Origin of the sequence: Vibrio sp. T9, from assembly GCF_003123985.1 — a bacterium.
Taxonomy (GTDB): domain Bacteria; phylum Pseudomonadota; class Gammaproteobacteria; order Enterobacterales; family Vibrionaceae; genus Vibrio; species Vibrio diabolicus.
In genome coordinates this window covers 817902-838623 of the sequence record NZ_NIGY01000001.1, presented here as the reverse complement: position 1 = coordinate 838623, position 20722 = coordinate 817902, and the positions used below count along the sequence as shown (strand labels likewise).

The 20722-nt window shown below is 45.3% G+C and carries 21 protein-coding genes; 12 read left to right on the top strand and 9 right to left on the bottom strand.

Going from position 1 to position 20722, the window contains the following annotated elements; genetic code table 11:
- Positions 1–36: 36 nt before the first annotated feature.
- Both CBX98_RS03855 and argS read right to left on the bottom strand, forming a co-directional pair.
- The gene (locus CBX98_RS03855) at positions 37–465 is read right to left on the bottom strand and encodes an HIT domain-containing protein (protein ID WP_012842045.1); all 429 of its coding nucleotides are present in this window, start codon (positions 463–465) and stop codon (positions 37–39) included.
- Positions 466–591: 126 nt separating this feature from the next.
- Complete coding sequence (argS, locus tag CBX98_RS03850) at positions 592–2325, bottom strand: arginine--tRNA ligase (RefSeq protein WP_046874243.1); 1734 nt, start codon at positions 2323–2325, stop codon at positions 592–594.
- Positions 2326–2545: 220 nt separating this feature from the next.
- Here argS and CBX98_RS03840 point away from each other — a divergent pair, with 220 nt between their 5' ends.
- Positions 2546–3142, top strand: a complete 597-nt coding sequence (locus CBX98_RS03840; RefSeq protein WP_109168610.1) for a VOC family protein — start codon at positions 2546–2548, stop codon at positions 3140–3142.
- Between the two features lie 71 nt (positions 3143–3213).
- Here the strand turns inward: CBX98_RS03840 and CBX98_RS03835 are convergent, their stop codons facing one another.
- From CBX98_RS03835 to purU, 3 genes are all read right to left on the bottom strand, one after another.
- Positions 3214–3582, bottom strand: a complete 369-nt coding sequence (locus tag CBX98_RS03835) for a hypothetical protein (RefSeq protein ID WP_010645551.1) — start codon at positions 3580–3582, stop codon at positions 3214–3216.
- 4 nt (positions 3583–3586) lie between these two features.
- Positions 3587–5206 carry a serine protease gene (locus CBX98_RS03830; RefSeq protein ID WP_046874241.1) on the bottom strand — a complete coding sequence of 540 codons (1620 nt, stop codon included), beginning with the start codon at positions 5204–5206 and terminating at the stop codon, positions 3587–3589.
- A gap of 204 nt (positions 5207–5410) precedes the next feature.
- Positions 5411–6244, bottom strand: coding sequence for a formyltetrahydrofolate deformylase (purU, locus tag CBX98_RS03825; RefSeq protein WP_005382206.1), 834 nt, complete (start codon positions 6242–6244; stop codon positions 5411–5413).
- 218 nt (positions 6245–6462) lie between these two features.
- Between purU and CBX98_RS03820 the strand changes: the two genes are divergently transcribed.
- From CBX98_RS03820 to rnd, 7 genes are all read left to right on the top strand, one after another.
- Complete coding sequence (locus CBX98_RS03820) at positions 6463–8403, top strand: ATP-dependent DNA helicase (RefSeq protein ID WP_005382210.1); 1941 nt, start codon at positions 6463–6465, stop codon at positions 8401–8403.
- 29 nt (positions 8404–8432) lie between these two features.
- Positions 8433–9134, top strand: a complete 702-nt coding sequence (gene tsaB, locus CBX98_RS03815) for a tRNA (adenosine(37)-N6)-threonylcarbamoyltransferase complex dimerization subunit type 1 TsaB (RefSeq protein WP_109168609.1) — start codon at positions 8433–8435, stop codon at positions 9132–9134.
- A gap of 60 nt (positions 9135–9194) precedes the next feature.
- A complete protein-coding gene (locus CBX98_RS03810) occupies positions 9195–9500 on the top strand; it encodes a hypothetical protein (protein WP_012842040.1) in 306 nt (101 codons plus the stop codon).
- Between the two features lie 41 nt (positions 9501–9541).
- Entirely contained in the window at positions 9542–10099 is a 558-nt protein-coding gene (locus tag CBX98_RS03805; protein ID WP_048626136.1) for a Slp family lipoprotein, read from the top strand.
- A gap of 6 nt (positions 10100–10105) precedes the next feature.
- Entirely contained in the window at positions 10106–10960 is an 855-nt protein-coding gene (locus CBX98_RS03800) for an alpha/beta hydrolase (RefSeq protein WP_109168608.1), read from the top strand.
- A gap of 106 nt (positions 10961–11066) precedes the next feature.
- Positions 11067–12758, top strand: coding sequence for a long-chain-fatty-acid--CoA ligase FadD (gene fadD / locus CBX98_RS03795; RefSeq protein WP_005396044.1), 1692 nt, complete (start codon positions 11067–11069; stop codon positions 12756–12758).
- A gap of 79 nt (positions 12759–12837) precedes the next feature.
- Positions 12838–13956 (top strand): ribonuclease D, encoded by a 1119-nt coding sequence (gene rnd, locus CBX98_RS03790; RefSeq protein WP_082244853.1) that lies wholly within the window; start codon positions 12838–12840, stop codon positions 13954–13956.
- 78 nt (positions 13957–14034) lie between these two features.
- Here rnd and minE read toward each other — a convergent pair whose 3' ends face one another.
- The 3 genes from minE to minC are packed head-to-tail and all read right to left on the bottom strand — an operon-like array spanning position 14035 to position 15793.
- Positions 14035–14298 (bottom strand): cell division topological specificity factor MinE, encoded by a 264-nt coding sequence (gene minE, locus CBX98_RS03785; protein ID WP_005396037.1) that lies wholly within the window; start codon positions 14296–14298, stop codon positions 14035–14037.
- A 2-nt stretch (positions 14299–14300) separates the two neighbouring features.
- Positions 14301–15113 (bottom strand): septum site-determining protein MinD, encoded by an 813-nt coding sequence (minD, locus tag CBX98_RS03780; protein WP_005388331.1) that lies wholly within the window; start codon positions 15111–15113, stop codon positions 14301–14303.
- A 17-nt stretch (positions 15114–15130) separates the two neighbouring features.
- Entirely contained in the window at positions 15131–15793 is a 663-nt protein-coding gene (gene minC / locus CBX98_RS03775; RefSeq protein ID WP_005382304.1) for a septum site-determining protein MinC, read from the bottom strand.
- Between the two features lie 197 nt (positions 15794–15990).
- On the opposite strand from minC, the gene CBX98_RS03770 reads away from it, so the two are divergent.
- The 4 genes from CBX98_RS03770 (at position 15991) to CBX98_RS03755 (ending at position 19778) form a co-directional block, all read left to right on the top strand.
- Entirely contained in the window at positions 15991–16272 is a 282-nt protein-coding gene (locus CBX98_RS03770; protein WP_005382303.1) for a YcgL domain-containing protein, read from the top strand.
- Positions 16273–16320: 48 nt separating this feature from the next.
- Entirely contained in the window at positions 16321–17292 is a 972-nt protein-coding gene (locus tag CBX98_RS03765) for a lytic murein transglycosylase (protein WP_109168607.1), read from the top strand.
- An 84-nt stretch (positions 17293–17376) separates the two neighbouring features.
- The gene (locus CBX98_RS03760; protein ID WP_109168606.1) at positions 17377–18321 is read left to right on the top strand and encodes a LysR family transcriptional regulator; all 945 of its coding nucleotides are present in this window, start codon (positions 17377–17379) and stop codon (positions 18319–18321) included.
- Positions 18322–18578: 257 nt separating this feature from the next.
- Positions 18579–19778, top strand: a complete 1200-nt coding sequence (locus CBX98_RS03755; protein WP_031780514.1) for a NupC/NupG family nucleoside CNT transporter — start codon at positions 18579–18581, stop codon at positions 19776–19778.
- Positions 19779–19846: 68 nt separating this feature from the next.
- Here the strand turns inward: CBX98_RS03755 and folD are convergent, their stop codons facing one another.
- On the bottom strand, positions 19847–20707 hold the full coding sequence (gene folD / locus CBX98_RS03750; protein WP_005396027.1) for a bifunctional methylenetetrahydrofolate dehydrogenase/methenyltetrahydrofolate cyclohydrolase FolD: 861 nt from the start codon (positions 20705–20707) through the stop codon (positions 19847–19849).
- Between the last annotated feature and the right edge of the window lie 15 nt (positions 20708–20722).

Below are 20722 nucleotides of genomic sequence, written 5' to 3'. Positions count from 1 at the left end.
TTTTACTTTCTGCCTGAATTAAAAGTTATATAACGGTTACGCTTTACGGAAGATAGAGCTTAACGACAACACATTGCGAATTCGGTTAAGAATCTCTTCTTGTTCTTCGTCAGTACGAAACTCTCCTTTTGTATTCCCCCAAACTGGTCCTGGCCATGCCATATCGTCTTTAAAGCGCGCAATATGGTGAATGTGCAGCTGTGGCACCATGTTACCTAGGGCACCAAGGTTTAACTTGTCTGGGCGGAATGTCGCTTCGAGTGCTTGGCTTACCGCTTGAGATTCGAGCAAAAACTGTTGTTGCTCTTGCATTGGCAAGTGGTGTAGCTCTTTCAAATTTTCGCGTTTAGGCACCAAGATAACCCATGGCACAGCATTATCTTTATGAAGAAGCGCGACGCAAAGTGGGAAGTGACCAATCACCGAAGTGTCTTTTGCCAATTGAGGATGAAGTTCAAAACTCATTATTGCTGTCCGATTAATTTTTAGTTTGAAGTAGTATACGACAGATAAAACAAAAGGTTGACGCTTTCACGTCAACCTTCGTCATCATTTAGCTTGTGCTACTTAAGCTAACTACGTAAAAGCGGATTACATACGCTCTAGAGTATCGATACCCAGTAGAGACAGACCTTGCTTGATGGTCTTCGCTGTTAGCGCAGCTAGTTTCAGACGGCTTTGTTTCACTGCTTCGTCTTCAGCAACTAGGATAGGGCACGCTTCGTAGAAGCTAGAGAACTGACCTGCTAGTTCGAATAGGTAGCTACACATGATGTGTGGTTGGCCTTCGCGAGCAACAGATTGCACCGCTTCTTCGAACTGCATAAGTTTAGCAATAAGTGCTTTCTCTTTCTCATCAGTGATTTTGATGTCACCTTGGAGAGCATCCATAGCAACACCAGCTTTAGCGAAAATTGAAGCTACACGAGTGTATGCATATTGCATGTATGGTGCTGTGTTGCCTTCAAACGCTAACATGTTGTCCCAATCGAACACGTAGTCAGTCGTACGGTGTTTAGATAAGTCAGAGTATTTAACCGCTGCCATTGCAACTGTTTTAGAGATCTTCTCTTTTTCTTCCGCATCTAGTTCAGGGTTTTTAGATTCGATCAGCTGTGCTGCGCGAACTTCTGCTTCATCCAGAAGATCTGCCAAACGAACGGTACCACCCGCACGAGTCTTGAATGGCTTTCCGTCTTTACCCAGCATCATGCCGAACGCGTGGTGCTCAAGAGATACAGACTCAGGCACATAGCCCGCTTTACGAACAATCGTCCAAGCTTGCATTAGGTGCTGGTGTTGACGTGAGTCGATGAAGTAAAGCACACGGTCTGCGCTTAGCTCTTCATAACGATATTTTGCACATGCGATATCTGTTGTTGTGTATAGGAAACCGCCATCGCGTTTTTGAACGATAACGCCCATTGGTTCGCCATCTTTGTTCTTGTATTCATCTAGGAATACAACTTGCGCGCCATCATCTTCAACGGCAAGACCTTGTTCTTTTAGGTCTGCAACGATCTTAGGAAGCATGTCGTTGTACATGCTTTCGCCCATTACGTCGTCACGAGTCAGTGACACGTTTAGACGGTCGTAGTTGCGCTGGTTTTGGATCATGGTTACATCAACGAGTTTTTTCCACATTTCTGCACAGTACTCGTCACCGCTTTGCAGTCTTACCACGTAGTTTCGCGCCTTTACTGCGAACTCTTCATCTTCATCGTACAGCTTTTTCGATTCGCGGTAGAAGCCTTCAAGGTCCGCAAGTTCCATAGAAACTTCGCCAGACTCTTGTTGTACGCGCTCAAGGTTTGCGATAAGCATACCGAACTGAGTACCCCAGTCGCCGATGTGGTTCGCGCGGATCACTTTGTGACCTAAGAACTCAAGCGTACGTACCACTGCATCACCGATGATGGTTGAACGCAGGTGACCTACGTGCATTTCTTTTGCTACGTTTGGTGCAGAGTAGTCGGCAACGATGGTTTGCGCTTCTTCTTTAGCTACGCCAAGGCGTTCGTCTGCTAGCGCCGCGTCGGCTTGTTTCGCAAGGAACTCTTCGCTTAGGAAAATGTTGATGAAACCAGGGCCAGCGATTTCTGTTTTGCTCGCAATACCATCTAGGTCCAGAACATCCAGTACTTTCTGTGCAAATTCTCGAGGGTTAGTACCCAGTTTTTTAGCAACGCCCATTACGCCGTTTGCTTGGTAGTCACCAAATTGTGGCTTTGCTGATTGGCGTACCGCCGCAGGACTGCCTGCAGGTGCGCCAGCGGCTTCTAGAGCCTGAGATACTTTGTCATTAATAAGTGCTTGGATATTCACACGCGTTTCCTTCAATTCAAGGACAAAGAACTCGGCAAAATGTACGCCGAGCTCTGTTAGAGTTCACAAAAATGGGGCTAATCATAACAACTTTATTGCTTTTCATACAGAGATGAATAGGCGAAATTTATACTTTTTCGATTGAATGGAAATGAGGCTTGGTTTGCGTTTACTATTGCGCTCAGAGTAATGAGATAAATAGCCCCAAAAGAGAGCCACAATGACGACTCAACTAGTTGAAAAACGCCTAGCGCCTGAATTGATGATCCAAGATTTGGATGTATTTATGGCGAAGATTGAAGAGTTTGCATCCCTGTTAAAACTGGATCTGAGCTTTGCTCAAGCTGACCATATTGCGTTGCGTATTAACGATACTGATACCGCAAAAGCCGCGCATGAGGCTTGGAGTCAATACGGAAAGGTGATTTCACAAGCGAAAATCAACGGTCGCCCAATTATTGTTATTGAGTTCGATAAAGCGTTGGAAAGCCGTGGCTGGAAGATTGAGTGTCTGGAGCTGCCATACCCTGCGGAAGGCAAAATCTACCCAACTGAAAGCTGGGAACATGTGGAGTTTGTGATTCCGTCTCATGCCGAAACCGCAGATGAGTTTCTTGCTGATTTGAGACACACTTATCCAGCGTTTGGCGCACGCTTTAATGAGTTAGAAGAGCTGGGTGTGAAGATCAAACTATCGAGCCCGAAAGGGGAAGGCGAACGCTTGAATAACCCAACGGTGGCGTTTAAGTATCAAGGCATTTGTATCAAGCTGCACCCGCACTCACTCAAGCGTATTGTTGAGTCTGAGCAGTCGTAAACGCTAGAGTGAGAGTTGCTTAGTTGTTGGAAGTAAAAAGGGAGCCGAGGCTCCCTTTTGCAAGCTAACTATTATTTAGTTAGTGACTTGCTTTTTGGGTTTGTAATGAAAAGCTTTTTGCCTTGCAACTCTTCATCTAAAGGCAGTGTAAAAGTTTTGGCAAACGGCATTCGTTTACAATGATCCGCCTTGTCTCTAACGATAGTAATAAGAGCTTCTGTCTGTGAGCTTTGCTCTATTTTTAGGCTAAAGTCCTCGTTTTCACTGCAGCCGTTAGACTCTGTGATAAATGAAATTTGACTCTCACTTGTCCTATAAGTCTCTACCATCATTGCTTGGTGCTCAGACGTCTGGTTTGTTTGCAGTCCTGCGTTTGCTGAACATGCAGTTAAACTGATAGTGCCCAAACCAAGTAGGAATATCTTGAGTCTATGTTTCATCTCGTTACCTTTTTTTGCGTCGTACGAATGAACCTGCAGCCATTAACACCAGTAGGCCAATAGATAAACTGCCGCCTGAACTAGACTTTTTATTAACGTCGTTACCAGCATCGCCCGTATTATCTGTGCTGACTGACATATTTATGTTGCGAACAAATGCTTGCGCGCTGTAAATGCCACTTGAAAACGGGTGTTGGACGTATTCAAACGTTATCGTATTAGATGCTTTGTAAAGATCGATCTGGATCTCTTTATAATCGAGGAGTTGGTTGGTGCTATCGTAAATTTCACCATTAACTAAGATGAACAAGTAATCAAAACCATCGGACATTACTTTGAGATCCATGGTAAGTTTGCCCTTCGGAAGATCGGTCAAAACCAGCTCAGATACACCAGGATAAGCTCCCATATCCGCTGATTGCAGTTCACCATTTTCAGCCGTCCAAGCGTTTTGACCGGTATAAACATTTGCGTCTGCTAGCGGAATGGCATTACGCACTGATCTGCTTGCTTTATCTACACCTGAATACTCGAAAGTTGTTGTGAGTCTGGACAGTTTCGGATGATCGGTAAAGAGCTCTATCGTTGTTTCTGATCCCGAATAGCTAGGTTGGTAGCCGACGGTAATTTGACAGCTTTGCGAAGGCTTTAAGGTACCAGTACAAGTGCTTTTCTCGATGGTACTTCCGTATGATATTGTGCTTTGGTAGATGTTGAATGGGATAGTATCGTCATTACGAATAGTAAAGGTCTCTTGCTGCGCTTTTCGCTCAACGAAACGAAGATCTCGGTACTTAGTGAAGCTGATAGTATTGCGATGGCTATCTATCCATCCATTGTGTTGAAAATGAGCGACGTTGGCGTAAACACCATAAGCGTTTGGTTGAGCACATCCATCCCCCCAGCTGACCACGCCTAGCAATTTGTTGATACCGTTATCATCAACGATGAGTGGACCGCCGCTATCTCCTTGGCAGCTATCTTTTCCTCCCCAATAGTATCCCGCACAGATGCCATCATCTGATACCTTGGCGTAATCTCCTTTTAGGTTTTGGCAGGTCTCTCGATCCACATACTCTAAATCAACTTGTTGTAAAACAGCCGGAAATTCCCTTCCTGTCGTAGAGGTGTTTCCCCATCCTGCGACATGTACTTTATCTCCTGCGCGTACGTTAGCTAGAACTTCTGGCGTTGCAAGAGCAATAGTCGCGCTGTCGACACTGCGTTCCAACTCAATAAGAGCAATGTCATTGTTCGTTGTTATGTTGTTATATGCATCATGTGAATAGATATTTTTAATGGCGATGCGCTGTGCTTGAGACTCTCTGTTTTTGTCATAAAGACCAAGAACGATATCCAGATCGTCCGCATTGAAGTCTTCTACGCAGTGCGCAGCAGTTAATACGTATTTTCCACCAAGGAAACTACCGCCACATAAGTGACCAATAGATGCTGGCTGTCCTTTACGTACCAGTGAAGCAATAAACTTCCAGTCGGAAGTATTAGCTGGCTCACCGCCAATAATGCGAGTGGATACATCATTCTGAACAGGCTTAAGAGTATCTGCGATTGTGGTTGCTGGCAAAGTCAGCCCAATCAGAAAAGCCACTAACGTTTTTTTCATTTTAATTCCGTAATATTAACGTGGTTTATTATAAGGGGACCAAATGATAAACGGAATCATTCTCTCAGTAAATAGTTGTAGTGAAATGAAAAATTATAATATATCGGTTTAATTTTGATGGTTAGAGTCGGGGGGATATCCCTGAAAAGATGAAACCCGCCAAGTTGGACGGGTTTCATTCTCGTTGTAACTAGTGCGGAGGGATTACAGGATCACTGTTTTATTTCCATAAACAAAGACGTGGTCGTTAATGACTTTATTCAACGCTTTGCTCAACACATTCTTTTCTACATCGCGTCCCGCTTGTGCCATATCTTGGGCATTGAATGTATGGTCGACAGGAATTACGTCTTGCTTGATGATCGGCCCTTCATCTAAATCATTGGTCACGAAGTGTGCCGTTGCACCGATGATTTTCACACCGCGATCGTAAGCTTGTTGATATGGCTTCGCGCCAATAAAAGCAGGTAAGAAGCTGTGATGAATATTAATGATTTTGTGGTGGTATTTCTCAACAAATGTAGGCGTCAATACGCGCATGTATTTAGCTAACACCAAAAAATCAGCATCGTATTGGTCGATCACTTCTAGCATCTTCTGCTCGTGTTCTTCACGGCTAAGGTTTTCATGGGTCACGTGGTGGTAAGGAATGTCGAAGCGCTCGGTGAGAGTTTGAAGTTTGTCGTAATTCCCCACCACAGCGGCGATCTCAACATCTAGGCTTCCATCGTAGGTTTTCATCAGAATATCGCCTAAACAATGCGCTTCTTTTGTGACGAGAATGACGATGCGCTTACGGCGAGAGCCAACCAATTTACGCTTAGCACCTTGTGGGAGGGCTTGGTCCAAGTCGGCAAGAAACGTTTGATCGTTGAAGTATCCCTCCAGCTCCGTTCTCATGAAAAAGTGGCCACTGGTATTATCAACAAATTCGTTATTGTGAACGATGTTGAGTTGGTGCTTGTAACAGATGTTAGTGATTTTCGAGATGAGACCCGGGGCGTCAGAACAGTGGGTCAACAGTGTTTTCTTTTCCATAAATCAGGTACTTCCATGCATTAATATTTTAGCGTACGAATTTGTTATTATTCCCAGGCGGGTGTAACTGTACTGCCATGTTTCACCATAAATAATCTATTCTTACGTTGGTTTCAACAAAATATCCGTGCGTCGCCGCAAGCTGGCCAGATTGTGGGCTGATGTCACTCCTATTCCTCTGATATACTCTCGATAATTTTTCAAACTCAATACCAAGCATGATCGCAAAAACTTTTTCCTCTGATGGCGCGTTAGGTAAGGCCATTCCGGGCTTTCAAGCTCGTCAGCCACAAATCGATATGGCGGAAGCCGTCAGCAGTGCGATCAAAGATCAAACCCAGTTAGTGGTAGAGGCAGGAACTGGAACCGGTAAGACCTTCGCATACCTAGTCCCTGCACTGTTGAGTGGTAAAAAAGTGATCATCAGTACAGGCTCGAAAAACTTGCAAGAGCAGTTGTACCATCGGGACTTACCGCTTATGGTCAATGCGCTTGGTTTTTATGGCCAAGTGGCGTTATTAAAAGGGCGTTCTAATTATCTGTGTTTGGATCGTTTGAGCCGCCAAATGGTCGAAAGCCACACTAATGAATCTGACCCGACGTTATTAACTCAACTGGTTAAAGTGCGTGCTTGGTCATCAGAAACCAAAACAGGTGACCTTGGGGATTGTGATGATCTGCCAGAAGACAGCATGATCATTCCGACCATCACCTCAACCAATGATAACTGTTTAGGTAAAGAGTGTCCGAGCTACACCGATTGCTTTGTATTGAAAGCGCGTAAGCGAGCCATGGATTCCGACATTGTTGTAGTGAACCATCACTTGTTTCTTGCTGATTTAGCGATCAAAGAAACAGGATTTGGTGAACTGATTCCAGAAGCCGATGTGTTTATTTTTGATGAAGCTCATCAGTTGCCAGATATTGCGAGCGAATATTTCGGCCAGTCAGTATCAAGTCGCCAAATTCACGATCTTGCCAAAGACATTGAAATAGCCTATCGCACCGAAGCAAAAGATATGCGCCAATTGCAAAAAGTGGGTGACAAACTAATGCAAAGCGCAATGGACATGCGGATTGTACTGGGTGAGCCTGGCTTTCGTGGCAACTGGCGTGAGGCGTTGCAATCAGGCTCTATTAAGCGAGAATTATTGCGCTTAACTGATAGCCTCGAATTGGCGATTGATGTACTCAAAATAGCCTTAGGGCGCAGTCAATTACTGGATACCGCCTTTGAACGAGCCAATTTGATCAAAGGCCGCATCGACCGGGTATGTGATGTCGATATTACCGGCTACTCATACTGGTACGATACCTCGCCTCGTCATTTCGCTCTGCACATTACGCCTCTTTCTGTCGCGGACAAGTTCCATGAGCAAATAGAGATTAAACAAGGCGCGTGGATTTTCACGTCAGCAACCCTAGCCGTATCGGGCGACTTCAAGCACTTTACTGAGCGCCTTGGCCTCAAGCCTACAAAGCAATTTTCTCTGCCGTCCCCCTTTGATTATCAAAAACAAGCGCGCCTTTGTGTGCCAAGGTATTTGCCAGAGCCAAACAGTAACGGCTTAGCGGATAAGTTAGTCCGAATGCTTGCTCCGGTGATTGAAGAAAACGATGGCCGCTGTTTCTTTTTATGTACCTCGCACAGCATGATGCGTGAACTAGGCGAGAAGTTCCGAGAAGTACTTGAGCTGCCTGTGTTAATGCAAGGGGAGATGAGTAAGCAGAAAACCTTGGCAGAGTTTATGGAGCTGGGTAACGCTTTACTCGTGGCGACAGGCGCTTTCTGGGAAGGGATTGATGTTAGAGGTGATGCGCTGAGCTGTGTTATTATCGACAAATTACCGTTTACCGCCCCTGACGATCCGCTACTCAAAGCCCGTATCGAGGATTGTCGATTACGTGGCGGTGAACCATTTGCTGAAGTACAAATCCCGGATGCAGTGATTACGTTAAAGCAGGGAGTAGGGCGATTAATTCGAGATCAGAAGGATCACGGTGCGTTGATCATTTGTGATAATCGCCTTGTCACGCGAGACTACGGTGGTATTTTCCTTGGAAGTCTACCACCTATCCCAAGAACGCGAGACTTAGATGGAATCAAAGCATTCCTGAAAGCAGAACAATCTGTCACAGACGCAAGTGCTGAGGCATAACCCAATAAATGAGAGTTGTAGAGAGTTAAATGAGCGCAAAAATTCTTGCTATCGATACAGCGACTGAAAACTGTTCAGTTGCGTTGTTGGCTAATGATCAAGTGATTTCACGTAGCGCGGTTGCACCACGCGATCACACCAAAAAAGTACTGCCAATGGTTGATGAAGTACTCAAAGAAGCTGACCTGACTCTACAAGAGCTAGATGCGTTAGCGTTTGGACGTGGTCCAGGTAGCTTTACTGGCGTTCGTATCGGTATTGGTATCGCACAAGGTTTGGCGTTCGGTGCTGACTTACCTATGATCGGCGTTTCAACGCTGGCTGCGATGGCTCAAGGTAGCCATCGTTTACATGGTGTGACCAATGTCGCTGTTGCCATTGATGCACGTATGAGTGAAGTTTATTGGGCGCGCTATTCTCGTCAAGACAATGGTGAATGGGTTGGTATTGATGAAGAGTGTGTTATTCCACCAGCACGTCTAACTGAAGAAGCACAAGCAGACGACAAAACGTGGACGACAGCAGGCACGGGTTGGGATGCCTACCAAGAAGCGTTAGCAGATTTACCGTTTAACTTGACGCATGGTGAGATTCTGTACCCTGATTCACAAGACATCGTGATTCTTGCTGAACAAGAATTTAAAAAGGGTAATACTGTGCCGGTAGAAGATTCTAGCCCAGTTTATCTACGCGATAATGTGACATGGAAAAAACTTCCTGGTCGCGAATAGTCCGTTTTTCATTAACCTGACAAAAAGCAGGGCGTTTGCCCTGTATTTTTATGGAGTGCTATGGCGTCGATTAATGGCTTGCCTCCTTCTTTGATTCCCGGTGCAAATCGCACTAATAAAGTCAGCAAAAAGAAGCAGGTAGATAAATCACAAACAAAGCAGCCTGTAGGTCAGCCTTCAAAGGTTGCTAACGCTGTGGCGCACTCCATAAAACACGTGGATGAGTCCCAAATTCACCGAGCTCAAGTGCAATATGACCTTCCTGAAGGGAGCGCACGTAAAGCAATGGAGCAGTACATGGATGTCATGAATCGAGCTAAAAAAGAGGAACTGGCTCAATTACTTGGTGTCGATATTTACGTGTGAGATCTCCCCTGCTTGGGGTTACTAATATTGAAAGGTGGTTTATGAAGGTTTTTGGACGGTTTTTTCTCGCATTATTTGCTACGGTTGGTTTGTCTGCGTGTAGCTCGTTGCCAGAGGAGCTAAATGCAAGCACAGAACAAGTCGTTACAGACTATAAAGCTTTTGCTGAGTCTCAGGGGCAAGTGAGTGAAGATGTTCGCCTTGGTGGAATCATCGCTAAAGTGGATAACTTTAAAGATAAAACGCGTCTAGAGATTGTAAATCTTCCAATCAGTAAGTCTGGTAAACCGGATATTGATGAAGAGCCTACGGGACGTTTTGTCGCCTATTTTGATGGCTATTTAGAGCCTGTCGCCTTTAGTGAAGGCCGCTTGTTGACGGTTGTAGGTAAAGGCGCCGGAGAAGAAGAAGGAAAGATTGGTGAGCACGAATACGTATTCCCGATCATTAAGGGGCAAGGCTACCGTTTGTGGAAAATTGAAGAACGTGTACGCATGTATGACTCGCCAACCTACTTTTACCCATGTTACTCGATTAACTGCCGCATGTGGCGTAATGATTTCCCACAAGACGGTAAAGTGATAAAACAGGTCAAATAATCTGCGATGCATGAGCGTCAATTCGAGCTTCCTGCCGGCAAAATGGCAGCCCTTGAGATAGGGAACGAGAAAACGGCTGACTTGTCAGTCGTTTTTCTTCATGGGTGGTTAGATAATGCGGGCAGCTTTAAAGCGCTCATGGAGCAGTTGAACCAACTTAATCCTCACTTACACCTCCTCGCCATCGATCATTTTGGTCACGGTTTATCGAGTCATAAATCTCACGATAACTATTACCCCTTTCACGACTATATTGCCGATTTATATCAGTTGTTGGACGAATTATCGCCAAACAGACTGATATTAGTAGGGCATTCACTTGGTGCTTTAATCGCAAGTTGCTATAGTGCTGCGTTTCCAGAGCAGGTCGAAGCTCTTGTGCAAATTGAGGGAGCAGGACCTCTTACTGAAGATCCTACTAACAGTTTGCCTCGTCTTCGCGATGGCGTTTTAAGTCGAGTAAGACAGCAAAACAAGCCAGAGCGAGCCATTGCCTCCTTCGATCTGGCGTTAAAATTACGCGTGCAAGCCAACCAATTAACCGCTGAGCAGCTTCTGCCGATAGTCGAGCGAGGAACGGAGCAGCGAGGAGATAAATGGTATTGGCGGCATGACACCAAGTTAAAATGTGCGTCGCTTTACCGAATGGCGCAAGCGCATGCTAACTCGATTACCAGCCAAATACGTTGTCCTCATTTGATCGTATTAGGCGATCAAGGATTTCAGAATTTACCATCTAACCAAGCTGATTGGGGAGAGAACCCGCCGCAAGTGGTTTCTGTCAAGGGTGGTCATCACTGTCATTTAGAGCAAATACTCGAGGTCGCAACGCGAATTCTTGGTGTAGTTAACAAAATTTAAACAAGTGTTTGAGAGTTGCGTGCTCAAGCACGTTCGCTGTGCTGTAATAGCTTTCAAAATAAAAAGGACGCTATTTTTTAGCCAGTTATAAACGAGGAGTAACATCGTGGATAAACCATGGCTTTCACGTTATCCAAGTGACGTACCTGAAACCATTAATCCAGAGCAATATGAGTCTTTGGTAGAAATGTTTGAGCAGTCTGTACAAAAATATGCAGACCAACCAGCATTCATGAACATGGGCTCGGTTATGACCTTCCGTAAATTGGAAGAGCGTAGTCGCGCATTCGCAGCGTATCTGCAAAACGAGTTAAAACTGCAAAAGGGTGACCGTGTTGCTCTGATGATGCCAAACCTACTGCAATACCCAGTGGCGTTGTTTGGTATTTTGCGTGCAGGTTGTATCGCCGTAAACGTTAACCCACTTTACACTCCTCGTGAACTTGAACACCAATTGAATGACTCAGGTGCGACGACGATTGTTATTGTGTCTAACTTTGCGAATACGTTAGAACAAATCGTCGATAAAACACCAGTTAAACACGTTGTGTTAACCAGCCTTGGTCAAATGCTGCCACGAGCGAAAGGTACGATTGTCGATTTTGTCGTGAAGTACGTTAAGGGCATGGTGCCTAAGTACGATTTACCTGGTGCGATCTCAATGCGTCAGGCATTGCGTAAAGGTCGTCGTCTACAATACGTTAAACCGTTTATGTCAGGGGATGACATTGCGTTCCTGCAATACACGGGCGGTACGACAGGCGTCGCGAAAGGCGCGATTCTGACTCACCGTAACATGATTGCGAACGTTTTACAGGCGAAAGGTGCGTACGGGCCGGTTTTATCTCCAGGCCGTGAATTGGTCGTGACAGCGCTACCGCTGTATCACGTATTTGCTCTTACCGTAAACTGTCTGCTGTTTGTCGAAATGGGTGGCCGTAACCTACTTATTACCAACCCTCGAGATATTCCAGGATTCGTGAAAGAGCTACAAAAGCATCCGTTTACTGCGATCACGGGCGTGAATACCTTATTTAATGCTTTGATCAACAACGAAGACTTCCACGAGTTGGATTTCAGTAACCTACGTTTAGCCGTTGGCGGCGGCATGGCAGTGCAGCGCTCAGTAGCAGAAAGATGGCAAAAGACCACGGGTTGTTACCTACTAGAAGGTTACGGCCTAACCGAGTGTTCTCCATTGGTTGCGGCATACCCGCATGACCTTGTTGAATACAATGGATCGATTGGTCTGCCTGTGCCATCAACGGAAGTTCGCATTGTGGACGAAGAAGGCAACGCTCTTGCGAATACTGAAACTGGTGAACTTCAAGTTCGTGGTCCTCAGGTTATGCAAGGCTACTGGCAACGACCTGAAGCAACGAAAGATACGATCAACGAAGACGGTTGGCTATCAACGGGCGACATTGTTAAGTTCGATGACGAAGGCTTCTTGCACATCGTTGACCGTAAGAAAGACATGATCTTAGTATCAGGCTTTAATGTTTACCCGAACGAAATCGAAGACGTTGTAGCGCTACACGGCAAAGTCCTTGAAGTGGCTGCTATTGGTCAACCGCACGAAGTCTCTGGTGAATTAGTGAAGATCTACGTCGTGAAGCGCGACCCGAGCTTGACCAAAGATGAAGTGATTACGCATTGTCGTCAGCACTTAACTGGCTACAAAGTACCTAAGTTGGTTGAGTTCCGTGAAGACCTCCCTAAAACCAATGTCGGTAAGATCTTGCGTCGTGTTCTGCGTGAAGAGAACGACGCTGAACTCGCGAAGAAAAGCGCATAAGCCGATTTCGTCGAGTCGAGAGATTTAAAAAATGATAGAATGCCAGCGTTTTGCTGGCATTTTTTATAGCGAGAAGTATGTGAATTATCAAATTATTACCAAAAACAAAGACCTAGAAGAAGTTTGCATTCACGCCCGAGAGGCAGATGTAGTGATGCTGGATACCGAATTCGTCCGTATTCGCACTTTCTACCCGCAGTTAGGTCTGATTCAGCTTTTCGATGGTAATCGCCTCTCGCTGATTGATCCGACCGAATTAACGGATATGACGCCGTTCGTAGCGCTATTAAAAGATACTTCCGTGTTAAAAGTGCTGCATGCCTGCGGTGAAGATTTAGAAGTTTTCCAAAATGCATTTGGTTGTACGCCGTTCCCTATGGTAGATACTCAGTTGATGGCGGCCTTTCTTGGCCACGGTCTATCAACAGGCTTCGCATCGCTGGTGGAAGAATATTTAGGCGTAGAGCTCGACAAAAGTGAATCACGTACTGACTGGATGGCTCGACCGTTGACGCAAAAGCAATTAGATTATGCTGCTGCAGACGTGCATTACTTATTACCGTTATACGAAAAGCTTTTCGATAAGGTGACGCAAGCAGGTTGGTGGGAAGCCGTACAACAAGAAAGTGATTTACTCGTTTCGAAACGTATTCGTGTAACCAATGAAGAGAATGCCTACCTTGATATTAAGGGCGCTTGGCAATTAAAACCTTCTGAACTGGCTATTTTAAAGCCTCTAGCGACGTGGCGTTACCGTGAAGCAATCAAACGAGATTTAGCGCTGAACTTTATCTTCAAAGAAGGTGACCTATTAACAGTCGCTCGTCTTGGCTTAACTAACTTTAAGAAGATGGAAGCGGAAGATATTGATATCCGAGCGATTAACCGCCATGGCGCGAAGATTGCCGCTATTGTTAAACAAGCGAAGCAAACACCTTCTGAAGAGTATCCAGCGAAAATTGAACGCTTAATGGATTATCCAGGTTACAAACAAGTCTTCAAAAATATGAAAGACATAGTGAAATCGGCGTCGCAGAAGTCTGGCTTAGCGACGGAGTTCCTTGCTTCTAAAAAGCAGATTAATCAGCTGATCAGTTGGGTGTGGAAAAAAGATCGCGATCCAGAAGTGTTGCCTGACTTGATGCAGGGCTGGCGCTTGGACCTGCTCGGCGACAAGATGAACAAAGCATTAAAGTAATAAAAGATTAAAAGGTTGGCCTCGGTGCCAACCTTTTTCATTCAAATCTGAGCATTCGATCTCGCGAGGAAAAGTGGTTTACTTCTCGTCGTCTGGTAGCTTCACATTGAGCTCAAGAACTGAGATATCGTCGTCTTTGTGCTCAAATGTTAAGTCAACCATATTTGGATCAATTGCCACGTACTTACTGATCACTTTCAGGATGTCTTCTTTCAATTGAGGCAAGTAAGAAGGCGCAGGATCATTTTGGCTGCGGCGCTCAGCAACAATGATTTGCAAACGCTCTTTAGCTAGATTCGCAGAAGTTTTCTTCTGTGGGCGGAAAAATTCTAATAATGACATGTCTAGCCTCCAAAGAGTCGTTTAAAGAGTCCTTTCTTCTCCTCAGTAAGGAAACGAAATTCAACCTGATTGCCTAATAAGCGATCAACGGTGTCAGAATAAGCCATGCCCGCATCGGTGTTATCGTCAAAAGTAACCGGTACACCTTTGTTTGACGCGTTAAGCACGGCTTGGCTTTCTGGAATCACGCCTAGTAGTGGAATATGTAAGATCTCCTCTACGTCTTCAACGCTTAGCATTTCGCCTTGAGTGACGCGAGATGGGTTGTAGCGAGTCAGTAGCAGGTGCTGTTTTACTGGCTCTAGCCCTTGTTCTGCGCGCAGGGACTTAGAATCTAAAATACCGAGAATGCGGTCAGAGTCACGCACAGAAGAGACTTCTGGATTCGTTGTGACAATGGCTTCATCGGCGTAGTACAAGGCCATCAATGCGCCTTGTTCGATACCTGCTGGTGAATCACAAATAATGAAATCAAAGCCCATTTCATCAAGTTCGCCGAATACGCGCTGAACACCATCTTTTGTCAGTGCGTCTTTATCACGAGTTTGAGAAGCAGGAAGAATGAATAGGTTGTCCGTGCGCTTATCTTTGATCAGCGCTTGGTTTAATGTCGCTTCGCCGTTAATGACGTTTACAAAGTCATACACGACACGGCGCTCACAGCCCATGATTAGGTCGAGGTTACGCAAACCGATATCAAAATCGATCACCGCGGTCTTTTTTCCCTTCAGAGCTAGACCAGAGGCGATGGCTGCGCTTGAAGTGGTTTTACCAACGCCACCTTTACCAGACGTTACTACAATAATGCGTGCCATTTTTTTTCCTTTTTAGATTAAATCGCGAGAACTTCTAAATGTAATGATTCATCGGCTTTACTGATCATTACTTTCTTTTGCCAGTACTCGCTTTCAATTTGATCGCTTAACCAGTAGTCACCCGCAATGGATACCAGTTCTGCTTGTAAATCGTGGCAAATAATACGCGCTTCCTGCTGACCACTTGCGCCTGCAATCGCACGGCCTCGAAGTGTGCCATGGATATGAATAGAGCCGTCAGCGATGACTTCAGCACCAGCACTTACGTGCGCTAACACCACCAAATCACCATCTTTCGCGTAGATCTGTTGTCCTGATCGAACAGGCGTGCGAACTACTTTCGTTGGTGCCATTTTGGCTGGCGCCTGGCTTGGTGATTTGCTTGCCGACATAATGGCGAAGCCAGCTTCGGAAGCAAGATTTTGTACACGCTTGTCTTTACAGCCCGTTACACCGACCGGAATAAAACCAGCATCTGAGATGCCTTGTTTAAGCTTAGGGAAATCAATGTCGCCTTGTACTTTTGCTATATTGATTACCAAAGGCGCGGATGCAAAAAAAGAAGGTGCTTGAGAAACTTTTTCTTGCAAAAATTCGACAGTCTTTGCGATCTCATTGTCAGAAAGGTGTAAAACTGACAATGTAAAACTGCTACCTTTAAGGTCTGGTGAATGGGTCATCGTGGACTTCTTGCCTTTATTGAAAGAGCGTTGCCTTAAACTAGGTCTGTCATGTTATATTTCATCCTTTGACGCAGCAAGTTCTCTCGTGGGCAAATAGGTGAATTAATCTCAAATTTGCTATTAAGTTTGCGAGAATTTGACGTTTTCAACCTAATCCGCACTCAACGCGGCTAAATCAGCATAAAAGGCGTGTCATGCTTTGTTCTATTTATAAAAGCTCGAAAAAAGAAGGTACTTATCTCTATATTCCGAAAAAGGATGATTTTTCACAGGTTCCTGACACCTTAATGCAGATGTTCGGTAAGCCTATCGCTGTTATGACGATTAAACTTGATGGCCGTAAATTGGCACAAGTTGATATCGAAAAAGTGAAGGCTTCATTGCAAAATGATGGCTTCTTTTTGCAGGTTCCGCCTCCGCCGGAGAACCTACTAGAAAAGTACAAAGAACAAAAAGCCCAGCAGAAAGGCGAATAACGTCATCGTTTTTCATCTGGGATTTCTGCCTTGCTCAAGGAGGGCAATATGAAAAAAATACTGGCTACCATGCTTAGCGTTGGTGTGTGTACCTCGGCTTTTGCAAGTAGCGAGGGTTTCGATGAATACTTGAATAAGCTGCGTGCTGAAGCGCGTGATAAAGGTATCTCAGAGCAGGTCATTAGTGCTGCTTTTGCGAATGTTGAGTACAAGCCTCGAGCAGTAAAAGCGGACCGAAACCAACCAGAGAAGAAACTGACGTTGGATGAATACATTCCTCGCGCGGTGCCTGAATGGAAGGTCAAGCAAGCCAAACAACTCTATAAAGAGCATTACACCGAGCTAAAGCGTATAGGCGATGAGTACGGTGTGCAGCCTCGCTTTATCGTAGCGTTGTGGGGTGTAGAAAGTAACTTTGGTAAATTTACGGGTAACTTCAAAGTGATTGACGCGCTATCGACAATGGCATTTGAAGGTCGTCGTGAAGAGTTTTTCCGTAAAGAGACCATGTCGGCATTGCAGATCCTTGATCAAGGCCATATTGAACTAGAAAACTTCAAGGGGTCATGGGCTGGTGCGATGGGGCAATGTCAGTTTATGCCAAGCTCTTTTCTTCGTTTTGCCGCTGACGGCAACGGGGATGGTAAAAAAGACATTTGGCAATCTGAAGCCGACGTATTTGCATCAACTGCTAACTATTTGAGCAAGTCCGGCTGGGATGACAAATACACTTGGGGTCGCCAAGTGAAAGTCCCTAAAGGCATTGATCGTAGCTTAGAAGGGCGCACGGCTGAAAAAGGTAAATACCTTCAGGAGTGGAGCAAACTTGGCATCACAAAATACGATGGTAGTCCGTTGCCAAAACTGGATGAAGACATCAAAGCCTGGTTGATCATGCCGGACGACGAAAATGGTCGTACGTATCTGGTTTACAATAACTACAACGTACTGATGAAGTGGAACCGCTCTTACTACTTCGCACTCGCCGTGAGTCACTTGGCTGACCGAATTAAATACTGAGCTGTTATCAAATAATCACTTGGCATCCAGTATGAGGGCTCTTCGGAGTCCTTTGTTTTTCCTATAATCAAATCGAGGTAAAGCGTGTTATCTGAACGTGCTGCACAAATGGTGATCTTCTCCGCTCTTCTTAAACATAAAAGTTTCACGGCTGCTGCAAAGAGCTTAGGCGTGTCGGTGTCTCATGTGAGTAAGCAGTTGAGTCAGCTAGAAGCGTATCTTGGTATCAAGCTTGTTCAACGCACTACGCGAAGCTTTACGCCGACTGAGGCAGGAAAAACCTTTTTTCATCACTGTGAGCAAGTGGTACAAGCGGTGAGCAGCGCCACATTAGAGATGGAAACCCAGCGGGATGAAGTGGCAGGTTTGGTACGTCTTGGATTGTCGCAATCATTTGGTACCTTACACATTATCCCAGCGATTCAAGAGTTACGCGAACTGTATCCTCAACTTCAAGTGGAAGTACATCTGTTTGACTATAAGGTCGATATGTTAGCCGAAGGGCTCGATTTATGGGTAACCAACAACGAGCATTTGCCTGAAGGCTACATTGCGCAGCGTTTGACGGATTGCCAGTTTGTTGTGGCGGCATCACCAGATTACTTATTGAAACATGATACGCCAACAGAGCCGGATGACTTGTCTTCTCACAACTGTCTTATATACAGAAGCTGGGAGCGTGACTATACGGGGTGGGCGTTTACTAAAGATCAGCAGGAGTTGAACGTAAAAGTTTCGGGCAACTATTCAGTGGATCTGGCAGAAGCCGTTCGGGATGCCGCTATTGCAGGTTGGGGCATTGCCTACCTTGCCACTTACTTACTGGGTGATGAGTTTAGAACGGGTAAGTTAATACAGTTGTTACCGGACTGGAAAGCAAGCCAGTCGATGCCGTTTTATGCGGTGTATCCAAGCCGCCAACATATGCCCAAAAAAATATCCGCAGTGATTAACTTCATCAAACAGAAGATCGGTAACCCGTGTCATTGGGATCAACGTCTAGCGCCTTACATATCTATTCCTAAGTAACAGGATCAATGACGTTATTGAACGGCACATAAGGTGATTCACTTCACAAAAATTTTTCCAGAACTAGAAACATCTTTTCTATATAGAAATAATAAAAATAAGCAAACGTTTATATTCTTATAATTCAATGCCTTATAATTAAGGTCAATTATTGGGCGCTTAAACTTTTCACACTGTTAACATCCTCAACTTGCAGCATTTTGAGTCCGCTATACAATCCGGTGCCTTCCATATCCCCCTTCTGTCGGATTCATTTTATGAACTCAATTATTGGTATCGTAGCCATACTATTCGTAGCATGGCTACTTTCTACAAATAGAAAAAATATAAAGCTGAGAACAGTGTCGTTTGCGTTTGCTTTGCAGGTACTGTTTGCGTTGTTGGTTTTATATGTACCAGCAGGACGAGATGCGCTGAATTCAGTGAGCAGCGTAGTGTCGAATTTGATCAACTATGGTCAAGAGGGCATTGCGTTTTTATTCGGTAATTTGGCGACAGGGGGCTTCACCTTTGCGATCAATGTTCTGGGTATCATCGTTTTCTTCTCCTCTCTTATCTCAGGTCTTTATCACATTGGTGTGATGCCAAAAATCATTAACTTTATCGGCGGTGGTATTCAAAAGCTGCTGGGTATCGGTCGTGCAGAGTCTTTGTCTGCTACGGCGAATATCTTTGTTGGCACCATTGAAGCGCCATTGATGGTAAAGCCATACCTAAAGCACATGACCGACTCGCAGTTCTTTGCGGTGATGACAGGTGGTTTGGCTTCTGTTGCTGGTGGAACGTTGGTCGGTTACGCGTCACTGGGCGTTGACCTTAACTACCTGATCGCTGCCGCATTTATGTCGGCACCTGCGGGCTTGTTAATGGCAAAAATCTTAATGCCAGAAGATACGGATAAAGCAGCAGATATCGACATTAGCCAAGTTGAAATTCCACGTGCAACCAACGTAGTAGAAGCATTAGCCGATGGTGCAATGGCGGGTGTACGCATTGCTGTATCGGTAGGTGGTACGCTATTGGCGTTCATCAGTGTCATTGCAATGTTAAACGGCATGCTAGGTTGGATTGGTGACCTTGTTGGGACGCCACTAAGCTTCGAGTTGATCCTAGGGTATGTATTCGCACCTGTCGCTTGGTTATTAGGTGTACCATGGCAAGAAGCAACCACAGCTGGCTCGCTGATTGGTAATAAGATTGTGGTGAATGAGTTCGTTGCCTTCATCCAGCTTGCTGAAGTGAAGTCTCAACTCAGTGAACACTCACAAGCAATCGTGACGTTTGCTTTGTGTGGTTTTGCTAACATCTCAAGCATGGCGATGCTGATTGGTGGGTTGGGCTCATTGGTACCAGAAAAGCGTGCATTTGTTTCTAAGCATGGTTTCCGTGCGATTATCGCTGGTGTGATGGCGAACTTAATGAGCGCTTCGATTGCGGGCGTGATTTTAAGTCTGTAATTGAAATAGATATCTAAAATTAGCAAAAAGGCTCCTTGCGGAGCCTTTTTCGTATCTGAAGTTTTACGTTATTTGTCTGTGTGGAACTGTTCGCAAGCGAGCATAGTGTTCTCGATTAAACTTGCAACGGTCATTGGGCCAACACCACCAGGGACAGGAGTAATAAAGCTCGCACTTTCACGTGCTTTATCGTATTCCACGTCGCCAACTAGCTTGCCTGAATCAAGACGGTTAATGCCGACATCGATAACCACTGCACCTTTCTTAATCCACTCTCCAGGGATGAAGTTTGGCTTACCAACCGCAACCACGACAACGTCAGCTTGACGCACATGACTCTCTAGGTCTTTGGTAAAACGGTGACATGTTGTTGTCGTGCAGCCCGCAAGCAGCAGCTCAAGTGTCATAGGACGACCAACAATGTTTGATGCACCGACCACAACAGCATGTTTGCCACGAAGCTCTATGTTGTAACGGTCTAGTAGGGTAATGATGCCCTTTGGCGTGCAAGAGCGAAGCTTTGGAATACGTTGCGCAAGACGACCAACGTTATAAGGGTGGAAGCCATCCACGTCTTTCTCTGGGTGAATGCGCTCTAAAACATGTGTTGTGTCGATGCCCGCAGGAAGGGGTAATTGCACTAGAATGCCGTCAATTTCATCATCGTTGTTTAATTCATCAATCAGCGCTAGTAACTCTTCTTCTGAGCTAGACGCAGGAAGGTCAAAAGACTTAGAAACAAACCCAACTTCTTCACATGCGCGGCGTTTGCTACCGACATAAACCTGAGAAGCAGGATCTTCACCAACTAGAACCACTGCTAAACCAGGAGCACGTAGCCCAGCTTCAACGCGCGCTTTAACACGTGCTGCCACTTCGGATCGAACAGTTTGGGAAATGAGAGTTCCGTCTATATTTTGAGCAGTCATGACTTTCCTTATAAA

What these genes read in the sequence shown, in the direction of transcription:
- CBX98_RS03855 (WP_012842045.1), bottom strand. Translation starts at nt 465, where the DNA reads ATGAGTTTTGAACTTCATCCTCAATTGGCAAAAGACACTTCGGTGATT.
- CBX98_RS03840 (WP_109168610.1), top strand. Translation starts at nt 2,546, where the DNA reads ATGACGACTCAACTAGTTGAAAAACGCCTAGCGCCTGAATTGATGATC.
- CBX98_RS03835 (WP_010645551.1), bottom strand. Translation starts at nt 3,582, where the DNA reads ATGAAACATAGACTCAAGATATTCCTACTTGGTTTGGGCACTATCAGT.
- CBX98_RS03830 (WP_046874241.1), bottom strand. Translation starts at nt 5,206, where the DNA reads ATGAAAAAAACGTTAGTGGCTTTTCTGATTGGGCTGACTTTGCCAGCA.
- purU (WP_005382206.1), bottom strand. Translation starts at nt 6,244, where the DNA reads ATGGAAAAGAAAACACTGTTGACCCACTGTTCTGACGCCCCGGGTCTC.
- CBX98_RS03820 (WP_005382210.1), top strand. Translation starts at nt 6,463, where the DNA reads ATGATCGCAAAAACTTTTTCCTCTGATGGCGCGTTAGGTAAGGCCATT.
- tsaB (WP_109168609.1), top strand. Translation starts at nt 8,433, where the DNA reads ATGAGCGCAAAAATTCTTGCTATCGATACAGCGACTGAAAACTGTTCA.
- CBX98_RS03810 (WP_012842040.1), top strand. Translation starts at nt 9,195, where the DNA reads ATGGCGTCGATTAATGGCTTGCCTCCTTCTTTGATTCCCGGTGCAAAT.
- CBX98_RS03805 (WP_048626136.1), top strand. Translation starts at nt 9,542, where the DNA reads ATGAAGGTTTTTGGACGGTTTTTTCTCGCATTATTTGCTACGGTTGGT.
- CBX98_RS03800 (WP_109168608.1), top strand. Translation starts at nt 10,106, where the DNA reads ATGCATGAGCGTCAATTCGAGCTTCCTGCCGGCAAAATGGCAGCCCTT.
- minE (WP_005396037.1), bottom strand. Translation starts at nt 14,298, where the DNA reads ATGTCATTATTAGAATTTTTCCGCCCACAGAAGAAAACTTCTGCGAAT.
- minD (WP_005388331.1), bottom strand. Translation starts at nt 15,113, where the DNA reads ATGGCACGCATTATTGTAGTAACGTCTGGTAAAGGTGGCGTTGGTAAA.
- minC (WP_005382304.1), bottom strand. Translation starts at nt 15,793, where the DNA reads ATGACCCATTCACCAGACCTTAAAGGTAGCAGTTTTACATTGTCAGTT.
- CBX98_RS03770 (WP_005382303.1), top strand. Translation starts at nt 15,991, where the DNA reads ATGCTTTGTTCTATTTATAAAAGCTCGAAAAAAGAAGGTACTTATCTC.
- CBX98_RS03765 (WP_109168607.1), top strand. Translation starts at nt 16,321, where the DNA reads ATGAAAAAAATACTGGCTACCATGCTTAGCGTTGGTGTGTGTACCTCG.
- CBX98_RS03755 (WP_031780514.1), top strand. Translation starts at nt 18,579, where the DNA reads ATGAACTCAATTATTGGTATCGTAGCCATACTATTCGTAGCATGGCTA.
- folD (WP_005396027.1), bottom strand. Translation starts at nt 20,707, where the DNA reads ATGACTGCTCAAAATATAGACGGAACTCTCATTTCCCAAACTGTTCGA.